This window comes from Sphingomonas sp. DMC6 (assembly GCF_056314225.1).
The window spans coordinates 51,171-68,451 of record NZ_JBQUYT010000001.1 but is presented as its reverse complement, the minus strand read 5'-3'; the positions used below and the strand labels follow the sequence as shown (position 1 = coordinate 68,451).

14 protein-coding genes are annotated in these 17,281 nt (G+C 65.6%); 10 read left to right on the top strand and 4 right to left on the bottom strand.

Annotated elements, in window-relative coordinates:
- Positions 1-7 precede the first annotated feature (7 nt).
- The 4 genes from ACT53M_RS00235 to ACT53M_RS00220 all read left to right on the top strand — a co-directional run bounded on the left by ACT53M_RS00235 (position 8) and on the right by ACT53M_RS00220 (position 4,542).
- On the top strand, positions 8-808 hold the full coding sequence (locus ACT53M_RS00235; RefSeq protein WP_476230699.1) for a 3-deoxy-manno-octulosonate cytidylyltransferase: 801 nt from the start codon (positions 8-10) through the stop codon (positions 806-808).
- Between the two features lie 9 nt (positions 809-817).
- The gene (kdsA, locus tag ACT53M_RS00230) at positions 818-1,639 is read left to right on the top strand and encodes a 3-deoxy-8-phosphooctulonate synthase (RefSeq protein WP_476230698.1); all 822 of its coding nucleotides are present in this window, start codon (positions 818-820) and stop codon (positions 1,637-1,639) included.
- 93 nt (positions 1,640-1,732) lie between these two features.
- Positions 1,733-3,265, top strand: a complete 1,533-nt coding sequence (locus ACT53M_RS00225; RefSeq protein WP_476230697.1) for a capsular polysaccharide export protein, LipB/KpsS family — start codon at positions 1,733-1,735, stop codon at positions 3,263-3,265.
- Positions 3,265-4,542: a capsule biosynthesis protein gene (locus ACT53M_RS00220; RefSeq protein ID WP_476230695.1), complete on the top strand. Its 1,278-nt coding sequence runs from the start codon at positions 3,265-3,267 to the stop codon at positions 4,540-4,542. The genes ACT53M_RS00225 and ACT53M_RS00220 overlap by 1 nt, the downstream gene beginning before the upstream one ends.
- On the opposite strand, the gene ACT53M_RS00215 is transcribed toward ACT53M_RS00220, so the two are convergent.
- On the bottom strand, positions 4,526-5,233 hold the full coding sequence (locus ACT53M_RS00215) for a fatty acid desaturase CarF family protein (protein ID WP_476227320.1): 708 nt from the start codon (positions 5,231-5,233) through the stop codon (positions 4,526-4,528). The genes ACT53M_RS00220 and ACT53M_RS00215 overlap by 17 nt on opposite strands.
- Positions 5,234-5,347: 114 nt before the next feature.
- On the opposite strand from ACT53M_RS00215, the gene ACT53M_RS00210 reads away from it, so the two are divergent.
- The 6 genes from ACT53M_RS00210 (at position 5,348) to ACT53M_RS00185 (ending at position 13,927) form a co-directional block, all read left to right on the top strand.
- Complete coding sequence (locus ACT53M_RS00210; protein ID WP_476227319.1) at positions 5,348-6,517, top strand: glycosyltransferase family 4 protein; 1,170 nt, start codon at positions 5,348-5,350, stop codon at positions 6,515-6,517.
- A gap of 65 nt (positions 6,518-6,582) precedes the next feature.
- A complete protein-coding gene (locus tag ACT53M_RS00205) occupies positions 6,583-7,194 on the top strand; it encodes a TetR/AcrR family transcriptional regulator (RefSeq protein WP_476227318.1) in 612 nt (203 codons plus the stop codon).
- Between the two features lie 364 nt (positions 7,195-7,558).
- Positions 7,559-7,975: a hypothetical protein gene (locus tag ACT53M_RS00200; RefSeq protein ID WP_476227317.1), complete on the top strand. Its 417-nt coding sequence runs from the start codon at positions 7,559-7,561 to the stop codon at positions 7,973-7,975.
- Positions 7,953-9,203 carry an efflux RND transporter periplasmic adaptor subunit gene (locus tag ACT53M_RS00195; RefSeq protein ID WP_476230694.1) on the top strand — a complete coding sequence of 417 codons (1,251 nt, stop codon included), beginning with the start codon at positions 7,953-7,955 and terminating at the stop codon, positions 9,201-9,203. The genes ACT53M_RS00200 and ACT53M_RS00195 overlap by 23 nt, the downstream gene beginning before the upstream one ends.
- Before the next feature lie 123 nt (positions 9,204-9,326).
- A complete protein-coding gene (locus tag ACT53M_RS00190; protein ID WP_476230693.1) occupies positions 9,327-12,503 on the top strand; it encodes an efflux RND transporter permease subunit in 3,177 nt (1,058 codons plus the stop codon).
- 17 nt (positions 12,504-12,520) lie between these two features.
- A complete protein-coding gene (locus tag ACT53M_RS00185; protein WP_476230691.1) occupies positions 12,521-13,927 on the top strand; it encodes an efflux transporter outer membrane subunit in 1,407 nt (468 codons plus the stop codon).
- A gap of 198 nt (positions 13,928-14,125) precedes the next feature.
- On the opposite strand, the gene mmsB is transcribed toward ACT53M_RS00185, so the two are convergent.
- From mmsB to ACT53M_RS00170, 3 genes are read right to left on the bottom strand one after another with little or no spacing between them, the layout of a single operon-like run.
- Positions 14,126-14,995: a 3-hydroxyisobutyrate dehydrogenase gene (mmsB, locus tag ACT53M_RS00180; protein ID WP_476230689.1), complete on the bottom strand. Its 870-nt coding sequence runs from the start codon at positions 14,993-14,995 to the stop codon at positions 14,126-14,128.
- Positions 14,996-15,023: 28 nt separating this feature from the next.
- Positions 15,024-16,064: an enoyl-CoA hydratase/isomerase family protein gene (locus ACT53M_RS00175; protein ID WP_476231555.1), complete on the bottom strand. Its 1,041-nt coding sequence runs from the start codon at positions 16,062-16,064 to the stop codon at positions 15,024-15,026.
- Between the two features lie 5 nt (positions 16,065-16,069).
- Entirely contained in the window at positions 16,070-17,215 is a 1,146-nt protein-coding gene (locus tag ACT53M_RS00170) for an acyl-CoA dehydrogenase family protein (RefSeq protein ID WP_476230688.1), read from the bottom strand.
- Positions 17,216-17,281: the final 66 nt, after the last annotated feature.

Below are 17,281 nucleotides of genomic sequence, written 5' to 3'. Positions count from 1 at the left end.
TCAGGTCATGACCGATTTCGCCGTCATCATCCCGGCGCGGTTTGCGTCGCGACGCTACCCGGGCAAGCCGCTGGCGCTGCTTCGTGGCGCCGACGGCGAGCCGCGCAGCCTGATCCAGCGCACCTGGGAAGCCGCCCGGGCCATCACGAACGCGGACCATGTCTGGGTCGCCACTGACGATGCACGGATTGCTGAAGCCGTTCAGGATTTCGGCGGCCAGGTGGTGATGACGCCTGCCGAATGCCGCAACGGCACCGAACGTTGCGCCGCGGCGCTGGATATTCTGGGCGACGTCGCTCCGTTGATCGTCAACCTCCAGGGCGACGCGCCGCTAACCCCAGCCTTTGTCGTTGGTGATCTGGTTGCGGCGCTGGCCGGTGATTCCGATGCGGCAATGGCGACACCGGCGGTACGCTGTTCCCCAACCCTGTACCGCCATCTCGTCACCGATCAGGCCGAAGGTCGCGTCGGTGGCACGACGGTCGTGTTCAACCACGAGCGCCGCGCCCTCTATTTCTCGAAGCGCGTGCTCCCCTTTGTCGGGGACGAGGTGGCCGATGCGCATCGGCATGTGCACTTGCATCTTGGAGTCTACGCGTATCGCCCGGCCGCGCTGCGGGCCTATGCGGCTACCCCGCCGTCGCCGCTCGAGGCGCTGGAGGGACTGGAACAGCTGCGCTTCCTCGATACGCACGCGCCGATCCGCATGGTGCCGTTCGAACCGCTCGAATGGGATTGTATAGAACTCAACAATCCCGAAGACGTCCCCGCTATCGAAGCGGTTTTACGCGAAAGGGGAATGCGCTAGGCGCGCCCGATGCACAGTTCCGTTACCCTGGAAGCAGGTATTCGCTTCGCCAACGACGCGCCTTTGGCACTGGTCGGCGGCATGAATGTCATCGAGGATCGCGAGACCTTGCATGAGGTTGCGGCGCATATGGTGCGGGTAACAGGCGCGCTCGGCATCCCCTATGTCTTCAAGGCCAGTTTCGATAAGGCCAACCGCTCCTCCGTTCATTCCTTTCGTGGGCCAGGCTTGCGGGAAGGGTTGAAGGCGCTTGCCGAAATCAAGGAGCGGTTCGGCGTCCCCATTCTGACCGATGTGCACGAACCCGAGCAGGCAGCGCCTGCTGCAGAAGTCGCCGACATTCTGCAATTGCCTGCCTTTCTGGCGCGCCAGACGGATCTGGTGCTGGCGCTGGCGCGCACCGGCCGGGTCATCAACGTCAAGAAGCCGCAGTTCCTCGCCCCGCAGGAAATGCGCCATATCCTCACCAAATTCCATGAGGCAGGCAACGACCGCATCCTGTTGTGCGAGCGCGGCACCAGCTTCGGCTACAACAATCTGGTCGTCGACATGCTGGGCATCGACCTGATGAAGCCGATGGCGCCCGTGCTGTTCGACGTTACGCATGCATTGCAAAAACCCGGTGCCCGCCCCGACAGCGCCGACGGGCGCGGGGAACAGGCGGCGGCGCTAGCCCGCGCCGGCGTAGCGGTCGGCATTGCCGGACTGTTCCTGGAAGCCCATCCCGATCCCGCCAAGGCCAAGTGCGATGGTCCCAGCGCGCTACCGCTGGCCGAGCTGGAGCCATTCTTGCGCCAGCTTTTTGCCATCGACACAGCCGTCAAGGCCTGACCCGTGGCGGCAGCGCCTGCTCACCCTTTCCTGCGCATCCCGCCCTTCCCAGGGCATCGCGCTGCCCCCCTCGCTCGCCCCGGAACGACGACGGTGGACGCGGAGCAGATTGCGGACGCGCTGGTGCAAGAGCGAGTCGGCGGCAGCTTCTGGGGTGCCCAACCGGAATTTCCCGCAGGCTGCACAGTGTTGCTAGCCCCAGACAGCAATGCTCAGCTTCACGAAATGCTGGCTGCCGCGGTAACGGAGCGACCAATCCTGCTCGCAGCAAGGGGCATTCGCGCGCCATCGGATATCCCGAGCATCGGCGGCGATATCGACCCGTGGCACCTGGTGAACACGGCGCCCGCGATCTGGGCTGGCGCCGGCCAGGAACTCGCGCTGGTAGCGGCGCTCGCCGGCAAGGCGGTGCGCGTATTCGGGGAAGGCGCCTTTTCCGGTTGCGATACCGACCCCGCCGCAACTCTCGCTCGCGTCGTGGGCGCCTGCCGCTATGCCGACCCGTTTCACGACAGCGGATGGTCCGTCGCAACGGCAATCGCCCAACTTGGGGCGTGGCGCCGCCTGATCGACAGCAATCGCAGCGTCGACGCAGTATATGGCGTCGCCGGCTGGAAGCGCATTACGCTGGATCCTCTGCTCTGGAACGGGCAAGGACCAGTCCCGCATCGCCGCACCCAAATCGGAAGTAAGGCGCCGCCATGCAACGCTTTGGCGTGGAAATCGCGCACTTCACCGGACCTTCTGAACGTGCTTGAAACTCGACGGGTACCGCTTGGTGAGATCGAGGACGGTTTCATCCGCTCTGTGGGCCTTGGTGCGAATTGCGTGCCGCCGCTGTCGGCCATTGTGGACCATGCCGGCGTCTATTTCGACCCGGCGAAGCCGAGCGACCTAGAAAACATACTGCAATATAGCGAAATAGACGACGAACTTTGCCGGCGCGCGCGCCGGCTTCGCGAGCAAATCGTTTCGGGCGCAATAAGCAAGTACGCGCAGGGGCCTGTGACATTTGAACGACAGGTTAACAAAAAAAGACAGATTCTTGTCACCGGCCAGGTCGAAGATGACCGCTCGATTCTTAGCGGCGGCGGAAATGTAAGCAATATACGCCTACTTTCGCAGGTGAGACATCTAGAAGGCGACGCCTGGATCATCTATAAGCCGCATCCGGATGTGGAAGCAGGTCACCGCAAGGGCCATGTGCCAGAAGTCGAAGCGCTTCGTTTTGCCGATGAGGTTCAGCGTGATGCTCCCATCACTGCGCTCATCGATGCCGTTGACGCGGTCCATGTCATCACCTCGCTTGCCGGGTTCGAGTCTCTCTTGCGGGGAAAGCCTGTGACCACGCATGGCGTACCCTTCTATGCGGGCTGGGGTCTGACGCGCGACCTGGGCGCGGTGCCGGCACGCCGCACGCGGCGACGTTCGCTCGAAGAGTTGGTCGCAGCCACCTTACTGCTCTATCCCCGCTATATTGATCCGGTGACGCACCTTCCCTGCCCCGCCGAAATCCTGGTTGAACGCATGGCTGCGGGTGCAGCTGCGATTTCCTCGCCGCTGGTGCGCCTGCGCACCTGGCAAGGCCGGCTCAACGCGCTCCTGCGCCGTTCGGTGAACCGATAATGCTGCATACGCCGCAAACTTTCCGTCGCGAATTTCTGTTCCTCCAGGGGCCACCGGGACCGTTCTTCCGGGCACTGGCGACGGCGCTTCGCGAACGCGGCGTAGGCGTGCACCGCATCCACCTTTGTGGCGGCGACCGATATGACTGGCCGGGCGAAGGGATCGACTACCGCGGACCCATGGGCAAATGGCCGATCTTTTTCGACCGGTTCGTGCGCAACCAGGGGATCACCGATCTGGTCCTGTTCGGCGATTGCCGGCCGATGCACAAGACTGCCGTTCGGCTCGCACAGCTGCGCGGCATCCACATCCATGTGTTCGAAGAAGGCTATATCCGGCCCGACTGGATGACGCTGGAACGCGACGGCGTGAACGGCCATTCGCCGATGGAACGCGATCCGGAAGTGATCCGGGCCATGGCGCGGTGGCTGCCCGACGTGCCGAAGCTCCCTCCCATCACGGCAGACTTCAAACGCCGCGCCCGCGACAGCTATTGGCATTATCACTATGTGGTGACGGGCAAGCTGCGCTTCCCCTACTATTCCAGCCACCGCCAGGGATCGCTGATGCTCGACGGCATCGGCTGGGCTTTCAAGTTCTTGCGTCGCGGGCTGCGGGAGCGACAGGCGAAGGCGACATTGGCAACCATCGCGAACCGCAACTACTTCCTGTTCCCGCTGCAGCTTACGGGCGATTACCAGATCCGGGCGCATTCCCCCTTCGGATCGATGGCGGTCGCGGTCGAATATGTGCTCGAAAGTTTCGCGCATTTCGCGCCCGAGGACGCAATTCTGGTCGTCAAGGAGCACCCTCTCGACAGCTCCCATCGCAGCTGGCGCGCGCGCATTGCACGGATGGCGCGGCGGCTCGGTATCGCCGATCGCGTGCTGCACATCGATGGTGGCGACCTTGTCAGCCTCGCCAAGGACGCCCTGGGTATGGTGTGCGTCAACTCCACCTCCGGAACCCTCGCACTCGAAGTGGGCACGCCGGTAGTGGTGCTGGGAGAGGCCGTGTATGACGTGCGGGGCGTTACGCACCAGGCCGGGCTGGACAGCTTCTGGCAATGGCCTGAAAAGCCCAACCTTGAACTATATGCTGCGTTCAAGCGCGTGCTGCACGCGAAATGCCTGGTCCGCGGCGGCCTTGCCAGTCAATCGGGCGTCGACATTCTGGTTCGCAACAGCGTTGACCGGCTGCTGTCCGAAGATGAGGGCGCGCTGAGTCGGCGGGCCGCGATGCTCGCCCAGATCGGGGCGGTCAGGGCGAGGGAATAAGACCTGCGTCAATGAGCTTCCCGCGCGCGCGAAGGTAGCGAAAGAGGCGATTTACCAAAGGGTTGGACCAGCCACAATTGGTAGCGAAATCGCGTTGCAATGTGTCGTGGTGGATTTGATGAGCGGCCGGCGTCATCAATAGCCCGATACGGCGCATGCCGCGGATATACCAAGGGTTGTTGCGGCGATGGAGCTCGCCGTGGAAATACTGTGCAAAGCCACCCCCGATCAGGAACGCGGCCAGCCCCGCCATCATCCAGCCGGGCACCAGATCGAACCCGCCGGCGATGTTGCCGACGATCGACAGCGGCAAGGCCGCGATGATGACCGTCGATCCGATCAGCCGCCACAGGGGCCGGCGCCCCAGCGCGTCGGGCCGGGGATGGTGGTTCTTGAAGTCATAGGAGATGCGCTCGAACGGCCCGATACTCGCCATGCGCGCGCGGAACATCGCCAGATATTCGTCCGACTCGCGCGAGCCTTCGTAGAAGAACAGGTCGCTCAACCGCTTGCCGGGCGTGCACGGGCGGTAATCCATGTACATATGGATCAGCCCCGACATCAGATCGGCGAGATACCAGGCGAGCAGCATCGCCGGGATCGCCAGCCAATGCGGGTGTCGCAGGGCAAACCAGGCATTTGCCGCAACCGACAGCAGAAATACCGTCAGGATCGCGCGCTGGCGAAGCATCGTGCCACTCCTCGTCCGAAGCCGGCGGCAGCCCGGCCGACACTATAGCCCGCTGCCTCACTCGCTCAAGCGATGCTTGTCAAGCCGCCGGCAATGCCGCATGGCCGCGCCTCAATGTCCACCCGCCCCTTCCTGTTCGACGTCAGCCGGCTGATCTGGCGGATCTGGAGCGGCCGATTACCCACCGGAATCGACCGCGTCTGCCTGGCCTATATGGAGCATTACGGCCCGCGTGCGCTGGCGTTTGTGCAACGCGGTGAGCACCGGATCGTCCTGAATGCGCGTTCGAGCGACCGCCTGTTCGCGCTGCTGGCAGCCGGCCCGAACGGATTTCGCCCCCGGTTCCTGCGGCTTATGGCCGGCGCGCTGCTGCAACGGCAGCCGAAGCTGAAGCCGGGCATGCTCTATCTCAACATCGGCCATACAGGCCTCAACGCAGCCGGACTTCCCGCCTGGCTGCATCGGCACGCACTGCGCCCGATCTACCTGATCCACGATCTGATTCCGATCACCCACCCGCAATATTGCCGCCCGGGCGAAGCGGAACGCCATGCCGACCGGATGCGTAATGTGCTGGCCAGCGCCGCAGGCATTATCGGCAATTCCGCAGCGACACTGGACGCACTGGCAGCGTTTGCACGGGCAAACGGATATCCGGCGCCGCCACCTGCCGTCACTGCCTGGCTGGCAGCGAGCCACCCCGCCGAACCCGCGCCGGTCGACCGGCCGCAGAACCCCTATTTCGTCGTGATCGGTACGATCGAAGCGCGCAAGAACCACCTGCTGCTGTTGCGTCTTTGGGAAAAGCTGGTCGACGAGCGCGGGGCCGAGGCGCCGGTGCTGCTGCTGATCGGCCAGCGCGGCTGGGAAGCGAACGACGTGTTCGCGATACTCGACCATGCCAGCCCGGCGATGAAGCGGCATGTCATCGAACTCGGGCGGTGCAGCGACGGTGAAATGGTCGGCTATCTGGATGGCGCCCGCGCGCTGCTTATGCCCAGCTTCGTCGAAGGCTTCGGCCTGCCGGTGATCGAGGCATTGCAACGCCGGATACCGGTGATCGCCAGCGACCTGCCCGTCTATCGCGAGATCGCCGGGGAGATACCGCTCTATCTGGGTGCAGACGATCTGCCTGCCTGGGAACATGCGGTGCTGGACTATTGCACCGATTCCCCCGGACGGGCCCGGCAGATTGCGGCCGCGGCGGACTTTCACGAACACGAATGGCCGGAGCATTTCGCCATCGTCGACACCTGGCTCGCCGAACACTTCCCGGGCGCTTAAGGACGGTACCGGAACCTGTATTCCTGCTAGCAATCTCCGGGCCAAATGCTTATGTACCGCTCGTTATGAAAACCGCAGCCTGTACCGTGTCGAAGGGCCGCCCCCGTGAGTTTGACGTCGACGAGGCGTTAACCGCTGCGCTCCGCGTATTCTGGAGCAAGGGCTATGAAGGCGCCTCGCTGACCGACCTTACCGAGGCAATGGGCATCACCCGGCCCAGCCTCTATGCCGCCTTCGGCAACAAGGAAGCCTTGTTTTGCAAGGCGCTGGACCTCTATGAGCGCGAGAAGCTCTGTTATATTGGCCGCGCGCTCCAAGCGCCCACAGCACGCGGCGTTGCCGAAAATCTGCTCCGCGGCGCGCTGGAGCGGCAACGCGACAGCAGTGACCCCAAGGGCTGCATGGGCGTTATCAACTCGGTCGCCTGTGGCGTCGAAGCCGAGTCGATCCGCGAGGAAGTGCTCAAGCGTGGCGAATCCGCCAAACGCGCGCTCGTAGCCCGCTTCGAGCGGGCCAAAGCCGAAGGCGATCTGCCAGACCATATCGATGCGGAGGGCCTGACGGCTTATCTGGTCGCGCTGATGCAGGGAATCGCGCTGCAGGGCGGTGCCGGTACCTGCTGCGGCGAGTTGGAGCGGCTTGTGCAAACCAGCCTTTCCCTCTGGCCGACCCGGTAAACTGCGCAAACACGCAATTAAAACGGGCTCTTGCGCACAAAAATACCGCCCGGTATAAAAAAGACCGTTGACGCGCCGCAGCACGACTTATATACCAATCGGTACGAAACATGCGCCGAAGGAGACAGTCGCATGGCAAGGTCAGCTTTCAGTCCGGAGTTTGTCTGTCGCTAGGCTGCGGGTGAGCCCCACCCCTAGCCCGCGGTAAACGCCCGCAACCATTTCCACGCAGTCGCACGACGCTGCATTCGCAGCGGTGGCGTCGTGCGCCCTGAAGACACCGAACCGGCAACCGCAGGCGACAGGCGCCGCGCGGAAGGGCGGAGCTTTGCTCCCCGCCGGCACCAACAGAGGGAGAACGATCATGGCCTATCTTGATCTCACCGAAATGCAGCACAACGCCGTGGTGCTGCCGATCGTCGCCCGCGTCGAGACCGCTGACGAGGGCAAACTCTCCGCGCTCGAATGGCAGGTGGTGGCGATTGCCCAGCATGATCGCCTGTCGTCGCTCGAAGCGCCGAGCCGCCTGTCGATTGCGCTTGGCGTGATTTTCGGGGGTGAGCGGCCCAATCCGCGGCTCGCGGACCCGAGGCTCGAAGCGCTTCGCCGCGTGGCGGTGATTGCCTGGCATCGCGGCTATCGCGTGCCGCAATCCGAAATCCGCGCCTTTCATGAGGCGGGCTACTCACCCGCCCAGCTCGAGACGCTGCTTGCCAGCATCAGCCGCGGTCGCGCGGCACTGAATCAGGGGAAGTTTCATGAACATGCACGCGCCCATTGAGGGCGATACCGCGGCACGCCGCCGCACCACCCGGCTGCAAGGCTGGCAAAAGGCCGCGCTGGTCGCCGTGCCGCTGGGCGCCGTCGCGATCGGCTTCGGCATCAGCGGTCGCAACACGCCTGCCCATGCCGCGCCGCCGCCGCCCGTCGTCACCGTAGCCACGCCACTGGCCCGTGAAGTGAATGAATGGGATGATTATGTCGGCCGCTTCGAGGCGAGCCGCACGGTGGAAGTGCGCCCGCGCGTCTCGGGCGCTGTGACGGCCATCCACTTCAAGGACGGCGCCGTGGTGAAGCAGGGCCAGCTTCTCTTCACCATCGATCCCCGCCCCTTCACCGCAGCTCTGGCCGAGGCCAAGGCCGGACTGGCCAGCGCCCAGAGCGATCTGGCGCTGGCTCGTTCCGACCTCGACCGCGCGCAGCGGCTGGTAAGTGTCGAGGCCGTTTCGAAGAGCGATGTCGAGCGGCTGCAGGCCCGCGTCCGCGCCGCGACTGCGGCGGTGGCGGCAGCACAGGCACGGGTTCGCGCCCGGGCGCTCGATGTCGAATTCACCCAGGTGCGCGCGCCGATTTCGGGCCGCATCTCCGACCGTCGCGTCGACCCGGGCGATCTGGTTGCCGCCGGTGAAGGCCAGGGCGGCACGTTGCTGACCACGATCAACGCGCTCGACCCGATCTATTTCACTTTCGACGGATCGGAGGCGCTGTTCCTCAAGGCCAAGCGCGCTGCGGGATCGGCGGCCAGCCCCGTAGAAATCCGGCTGCAGGACGAAACCGATTATCGCTGGCAGGGGCATATCGACTTCACCGATAACGGGCTGGACCCCAAGTCGGGTACGATCCGCGGCCGTGCGGTGCTGTCGAACCCCGACATGTTCCTGACGCCGGGGATGTTCGGCAACATGCGGCTGGCAGCCGGCGGCAAGGCCCGCGCGCTGCTGGTGCCCGACGCTGCCGTGCAGACGGACCAGGCACGCAAGCTGGTGATGACGGTCAATGCGGACGGAACGGTGGTGCCCAAGCCGGTGGTGCTCGGTCCGGTCGTTGACGGGCTGCGCATCGTCCGCTCCGGCATCGGCCCGAACGACCGCGTGGTCATCGCCGGGACGCAAATGGCACAGCCCGGCGCCAAGGTGCAGCCGAAGCCCGGCAGCATCACGCCGACCGCTTCGTCCGGCACCCCCGTGGTTTCCGCTCCGGTTACGGGCCAGGCAACCTTCGCCCGCTGACCGAACTGCCGCCGGGCTCCCCCATCCCCCCAAAGCCCGGCGGCAGGCAGTTTTCGCTCGGCCCGCCCGCGTGGTCCCACGCGGGCGCGACTGGCCGCGTCCGCTCGCAAGAAGGAGAAGGCCATGCGCCTCTCGCGCTTTTTCATCACCCGCCCGATTTTCGCGGCAGTGATCGCGATCATCATCACGATCCTGGGCGGCATCGCCTATTTCGCGCTGCCCATATCGCAATATCCCGACATTGTGCCGCCCACTGTCACGGTGACGGCCAGCTATCCCGGTGCGTCGGCGGAGACCGTCGCGGAAACCGTCGCGGCGCCGATCGAACAGGAAATCAACGGCGTCGACGACATGCTCTACCAGTCGTCGCAATCGACCGGCGACGGCAATGTCACCATCACCGTCACGTTCAAGTCCGGTACCAATCTCGATGCCGCGCAGGTGCTGGTGCAGAACCGCGTGGCAGTCGCCATCCCGCGCCTGCCGGAGGAAGTGCAGCGCCTCGGCGTCGTCACGCGCAAGACCAGCCCCGACTTCCTGATGGTCGTCAACCTGATCTCGCCGGACAACTCGATCGATCGCAGCTACATTTCCAACTACGCCCTGACGCAGGTGAAGGATCGCCTCGCCCGTCTGGAAGGCGTGGGCGACGTGCGGATGTTCGGTGCGCGCGACTATGCGATGCGGGTGTGGATCGACCCCGGCCGTGCCGCCGCGCTGAACCTCACCGCCGGTGACATCGTCCAGGCGCTGCGTGGGCAGAATATCCAGGTCGCGGCGGGTACGCTGGGCCAGCCCGGCTCCGCCCCCAGCGGCAATGCCTTCCAGCTCAATGTCGAAACGCAAGGCCGGCTGAAGAGCCCGGCCGAGTTCGGCCGCGTCGTGATCCGCACTGATGCGCAGGGCCGTCAGGTTCGCGTGAGCGACGTGGCGCGCGTCGAACTGGGCGCCGCCGATTACTCGTCCAACACCTATCTCTCGAACCAGCCCACCGTCATTCTGGCCGCGTTCCAGCGCCCGGGCTCCAATGCGCTCGCCGCCGCCGAACGGATCAAGGCGGAAATGGACACGATCTCCAAGACCTTCCCCAAGGGCCTGGAATATCGCGTGATCTACAACCCCACCGCCTTCATCGCCCAGTCGATCGATGCAGTGTACCATACGCTGGGCGAGGCAGTGCTTCTCGTCGTCCTCGTCGTTATCGTGTTCCTTCAGAAATGGCGGGCGGCGATCATCCCGGTCGTGGCGATCCCGGTGTCGCTGATCGGCACCATGGCGGTGCTGCTGCCGCTGGGCTATTCGCTCAACAACCTGTCGCTGTTCGGGCTGGTGCTCGCCATCGGCATCGTCGTCGACGACGCGATCGTCGTCGTGGAAAATGTCGAGCGAAACCTGGCCCATGGCATGACGCCGCTTCAGGCCGCGCGTACCTCGATGGACGAAGTGTCGGGCGCGCTGGTCGCGATCGTGCTCGTGCTATTCGCGGTGTTCCTGCCGACCCTGTTCCTCAATGGGCTGTCGGGCGCCTTCTACAAGCAGTTCGCGGTAACGATCTCGGTCGCGACGGCAATTTCGCTGCTCGTCTCGCTGACGCTGTCGCCGGCACTCGCTGCCCTGCTGCTCCAGCACCACGAGGGCGAGGCAAAGGGTTCGATCGGCCGCTGGCTGGGTCGTGCGGCCAATGGCTTCAACCGCGGCTTCGAGCGGATGAGCAACGGCTATGCCCGCCTTACGCGCAAGCTGGTGACCCGGCCGAAGCGGATGATGCTCACCTATGCCGGGCTGATCGCCGCAACCGTCGCGACCTTCTGGGTGACGCCGGTGGGCTTCATCCCGGCGCAGGATCAGGGCTATTTCCTCACCGTCATCCAGTTGCCGCCGGGCTCCTCGCTGGAACGTACCGACGCGGTGATGCGCAAGGTGGTGGCGCGAATCCTGCCGATCCCGGGCGTCAAAGGCTCGGTGATGCTGGCTGGCTTTGACGGTCCTTCGCAGACGCTCGCCCCCAACAGCGCCGCAGCCTATGTGCCGCTGCAAAGCTTCGAGGAGCGGCAGAAGCTGGGCGTCAGTCTGGCCAGCATCATGGCCGAGGCCCGCAAGCGCACCGCCGACATCAACGAGGCCATGCTGCTGGTGGTGCCGCCGCCGCTCATCCAGGGCATCGGGTCTGCCGGCGGCTATCGCCTGATGGTCGAGGATCGCGGCGAGCATGGCTATGACGCGCTCGGCAAGACGGCCTTCGGGCTGATCGGACAGGCGAACCAGACGCCCGGGCTCACCCAGGTCTACACCTTCTTCAACACCGCCACCCCGCGCGTTTTCGCCGATATCGACCGGCGCAAGGCGGAGATGCTGGGCGTACCGTCGGAGCGGGTGTTCGAGGCGCTCAACGTCTATCTTGGCTCCACCTTCGTCAACGACTTCAACATGCTGGGCCGCACCTATCGCGTGACGGCGCAGGCCGATGCGCCGTTCCGGGCAACCGAGGCGGACATCGCCAACCTGAAGACGCGGTCGGACAGCGGCGCGATGGTGCCGATCGGCTCGGTCGCGACGTTCGAAAACAAGACCGGGCCGTATCGCGTTACACGCTACAATCTGTTCCCGGCGGTGGAAGTCGATGGCGATACGGCCCCGGGCTACAGCTCCGGTGCGTCGCTGGCGGCGATGGAGAAGCTCGCCGCGCAGTTGCCGGCCGGATATGACGCCGAATGGACCGGCATCGCCTTCCAGCAGAAGATGGCGGGCAGCACGGCGGGACTGGTGTTTGCGATGGCGGTGCTGTTCGTCTTCCTGGTGCTGGCGGCGCAATATGAAAGCCTGACGCTGCCGCTGGCGATCATCCTGATCGTGCCGATGTGCCTGCTGGCGGCGATGGCGGGCGTGAACCTGCGCGGCATGGACAACAATGTCCTTACGCAGATCGGGCTGGTCGTGCTGATCGCGCTTGCCGCGAAGAATGCGATCCTGGTGGTCGAGTTCGCCCATCAGGCGGAAGTCCGCGATGGCCTGTCGCCCGTCGACGCCGCCGTGCGGGCGGCGCAGGACCGGTTGCGGCCGATCCTGATGACCAGCTTCGCCTTCATCCTGGGTGCCGTGCCGCTGCTGATCGCCAGCGGCGCCGGTGCGGAGCTGCGCCAGGCGCTGGGCACGGCGGTGTTCTTCGGGATGATGGGCGTCACCGGCTTCGGCCTGCTGTTCACGCCGACCTTCTACGTGGTGTGCCGCGCACTGGGCGCGCGGCTTGCCGCACGGCGGAGCGAGGGCGGTCTTTCGCCGCAGCTTCAGCCCGCCGAGTAACGAGCAGGAGATTACGCATGCAACGCATTGCATCCATGACGGCCGCAGTCTCGGCGCTGGCGCTTTCCGCCTGCGCCGCCGGCCCGAACTATACCGCCCCCGCCCGCCCGCAAAGCGCGGCAGGTGCGTTCCTCTCCACCAGCCCGGCCGTTACCACTGCGCCGGTTGAGGGCAACTGGTGGCGGCTCTATAACGATCCGGTGCTCGACCGGCTCATCGAGCAGGCACTCACTGCCAATACCGACATCCGCGTCGCCGTTGCCCGGATCGAGCGCGCCCGTGCCACGCTGCGCGGCGCCACGGCTGATCGTCTGCCCCAGGTAGATGCGAGCGCAGGTGCCAATTATGGTCGCCTGCCGGCAAGCCAGCGGCCGGCCGGCGCCCCAATGGACGACTGGCAGGTCGATACCGGGCTGAGCGTCAACTATGAGGTCGATCTGTTCGGCCGCATCCGCCGCAATGTCGAGGCGGCGCGCGGCGATGTCGCCGCCGCACAGGCCGATGCCGATGCCGTGCGGGTGATCGTCGCCGCCGATACTGCCCGCGCCTATGCCGATGCCGTCTCCGCTGCCGAGCGACTGGCCGTGGCGGAACATATCGTCGCGCTGCTCGACCAGTCGATCGACCTGACCCAGCGCCGCCGCAATGTCGGGCTGGCAACCCGGCTGGATGTCGCCCGCATCGCGGCACTCCGCAACCAGCGTCAGGCCGATGTGCCGGCGCTCGCCGCCGCGCGCGACGCGGCACTGTTCCGGCTGGCGACGCTGATCGGCAAAACCCCCGCCGAGCTGCCGGTCGAAGCCCGTGAGCGCCGCACGACGCTGCGGCTCGACCGGCCGATTCCAGTGGGGAACGGCGCAACCTTGCTCGCCCGCCGGCCCGATGTTCGCGCCGCCGAACGCCGGCTTGCCGCCGCCACCGCGCGGATCGGCGTGGCGACTGCCGATCTCTATCCGCGCATCACGCTGGGAGGTTCGGGCGGTTCGACCGGCAATGATTTCGGCGACATCTTCGGGGCAGGTCCGCTACGCTGGCTGCTGGGCGGACTGATCAGTTGGTCAGTCAATCCCGCCCCGGCCCGTGCCCGCATCGTCGCAGCGCAGGCGGACACGCAGGTCGCGCTAGCGACCTTCGACGGCACGGTGCTGACCGCGCTGCAGGAAACCGAGACGGCGCTGTCCGCCTATGCCCGCGCGCTCGAACGGCGCACCGCGCTGCAGGCGGCGCTGAACGAGGCGGAAGCGGCGGTGCGCATCGCCCGCGCGCGCCAGACCGAAGGCGACATCAACTCGCTCGACCTGCTCGATGCCGAACGCACCTTCGCCGATGCCCAGGCTTCGCTGGCAGCGGCAGATGCGGCGATTGCCGAAACCCAGGTCGACCTGTTCCGCGCGCTGGGCGGCGGCTGGCAGGCGCAGGCGTGAAATAGAGGAAAACGCCACACTTCTTCGCTCCCTCCCTGCAAGGGAGGGGTTGGGGGTGGGTGCGCGCGTCTGCGCGCCCCAGAGACTCTCGCCTTTCTGACAGCAAGCGCCGCCGCCTGATGGCGGCGGCCCCACCCCCACCCCCTCCCTTTCAGGGAAGGGAACTGCTCGTTTCAACCTTGGGTCGTATGCGCCCCTCTACAGCGACCGGATGATCGCCGAAAAGTCCAGCCCCCCCTGCCCGGCCGCTGCGAAGGCTTCGTAGAGTTCGCGGGCGCGGGTGCCCATCGGCACCTGCGCGCCGACATCGGCGGCGGCGTCGGTCGCCAGCGTCAGATCCTTGAGCATCAGCGCTGCCGCGAACCCGCCCTGATAGCCATTGTCGGCCGGGGATTGCGGGCCGACGCCAGGCACCGGGCAATAGCTGGTCATCGACCAGGACTGGCCCGACGCCTTGCTGGAAATGTCGAAAAAGGTCTGCAGGTCCAGCCCCAGCTTTTCGGCCAGCGCGAATGCCTCACATGTCGCCACCATCGTCGCGCCGAGGATCATGTTGTTGCAGATCTTCGCCGCCTGCCCTGCACCGCTGGCGCCGGCATGGATTACTGCCTTGCCCATCGCCGACAGGATCGGTTCGGCGCGGTCAAAGGCCTGGGCGGAGCCGCCGACCATGAAGGTGAGCGTACCGCCATTGGCGGCGGCGATCCCTCCGGAAACGGGCGCATCCACCATCGCATGCCCCGCCACCTGCGCCGCCTCCGCCACGCGCCGCGCGGTCGCGACGTCGATCGTCGAACAGTCGAGCAGCAGCGCATGGGCCGGCGCATGGCCGATCACCTCTTCGGTATAGACCCGCTCGACGACCGCACCATTGGGCAGCATCGAGACCACTGCCTCGGCATCCACAACCGCTTCGCGCACCGATCCATGCACCGCGCAGCCATTGGCGCGGGCGCGATCCAGCGCTTCTGCGGACAGATCGAAGGCGTGGACGTCGTGCCCGGCCTTGGCCAGGTTCGCGGCCATGCCGCTGCCCATATTGCCCAGTCCGACGAACGCGATCCTCATACGGCCATCCTTCCAGTAACCCGACCGCTTACAGCGGCTTCCATTTTTCCTGCGCGGGCAGCGGCGCGAAAATCGCGTCGATCTGCTCGGCCGTAACCGCGTCCGGCGTCGCCGGATCCCAGCGAGGGCTATTATCCTTGTCGAGGATCACCGCACGGACCCCCTCGGCGAAATCGGGCAGACGGCAGACGCGGGTGGCGACGGCATATTCCTGCGTCATCTCGGCCGCGAAATCGGGCATGGCACGCCCCTCGCGAACGATACGCAGCGACACCTTGCAGGCCTGGGGCGATTTCGTGCGCAGCGTGGCAAGGGTGGCGGTGGCCCATTCGCTGCCATCAGCCTCCAGCGCGGCAAAGATCGCCTCTACCGTCTCGCCGGCGAACAGCCGGTCAATCACCGGCTGGTGATCGAGGATCTTTGCCGCAGGCGCCTGCACGGAGAGACCGGCCAGAATCGACTCCACCTGTTCGGGATCGGCGAGGATGGAGGCCTTGACCGTCTCCAGCGCCTCTGCCGGCAGAAAGTGCGTCGCCAGCCCCAGCGCGAGACATTCGGCACCGTCAAGCCGGTGGCCGGTCAACGCCAGATACTCACCCATATGGCCCGGCAGACGCGACAGATACCAGCCGCCACCCACATCCGGGAAAAGGCCGATGCTGGTTTCGGGCATGGCGAACCTTGTATTCTCGGTGGCGATGCGAAAGCGGGCGGGCTGCGAAATCCCCACACCGCCGCCCATCACGATACCGTCGGCAAAGGCAACGATCGGCTTCGGATAAGTGAACAGCCGGTGGTTGAGGCCATATTCGGTGTGGAAGAAGTGCGCGGCTGCCGCGCCGTCGCCCGCACCGCTCTCCGCGATCAGCCGGATGTCGCCACCGGCGCAGAAACCGCGGCCTTCGGCATGGTCGAGCAGGACGATGCGGATCGCCGGATCATGCTCCCACGCATCGAGCGCATCGAGCATCGCCTGGCACATTGCGGTGTTGAGCGCGTGCAGCGCCTTCGGGCGGTTGAGGCGGATACGCCCGGCGGCGCCGTCGGCTTGGGTGAGGATTTGCATCATGTCGCTCATTCGCGCACCAGATCGCGGCCGACGATCATCCGCATTACCTGATTGGTACCCTCCAGGATCGAATGCACCCGCAGGTCGCGCCAGAAACGTTCGATCGGATAGTCCATCAGATAGCCGTATCCGCCATGCAGCTGCAGCGCGCGATCGACCACCGACGAACCGGTGTCGGTGGCCAGCCTTTTGGCCATTGCGGCGAAGCGGGTCTTGTCCGGCGTGCCCGCCGTCACCTTGGCGGCAGCGAGATAGAGCAGCGCCCGGGCGGCCTCCAGCTCGGTCGCCATGTCGGCGAGCATGAACTGGGTGTTCTGGAAATCGGCGATCGCCTTGCCGAACTGCTTGCGCTCCTGCGTGTAGCGGATCGCCTCGTCGAGGCAGCGCTGCGCACCGCCCAGCGAGCAGGCGCCGATGTTGAGCCGGCCGCCGTCCAGGCCCATCATCGCGATGCGGAAGCCTTCGCCTTCGGCACCGATCAGGTTTTCCACCGGCACGCGGACCTGATCGAGGATCACCTGTGCCGTCGGCTGGCTGTGCCAACCCAGCTTGCGCTCCTGTGCGCCGAAGCTGACGCCGGGCATGTCCTTCTCAATCGCGAGGCAGGAAATGCCCTTGGGCCCGTCCTCGCCGGTGCGGACCATGGTGACGTAAAGGTCGTTCTCGCCGCCGCCCGAGATGAACTGCTTCGAGCCGGTGACGATGTAATGGTCGCCGTCCCGCACCGCGCGGGTCTTGAGCGCCGCCGCGTCCGAGCCCGAGCCCGGTTCGGTGAGGCAGTAGCTGGCCAGCCGGTCCATGGTGACGAGGCTGGGGAGATATTTGTCCTTCACCGCATGCGCGCCGAACCGGTCGATCATCCAGGCGGCCATGTTGTGGATCGAGATGAACGCGCTGGTCGACGGGCAGCCATAGGCCATCGCCTCGAAGATCAGCGCCGATTCCAGCCGGCCGAGGCCGATACCGCCCGATTTCTCGGACACATAGATCGCCGCGAAACCCAGTTCGGCCGCCGCCTTGATCGTCTCGCGCGGGAAGAGGTGCTTCTCGTCCCATTCGGCCGCGTGCGGGGTGATCGCATCGGCGGTGAACTTCTGCGCCATCTCCTGGATCTGGCGCTGGTCGTCGGTGAGGTCGAACTGGTGGGTCATGGGTTCAGCCGTGTTGGATCTGACAATATCCTCCCCGGAATGGGGAGGATGACGTGGAGCACTCCC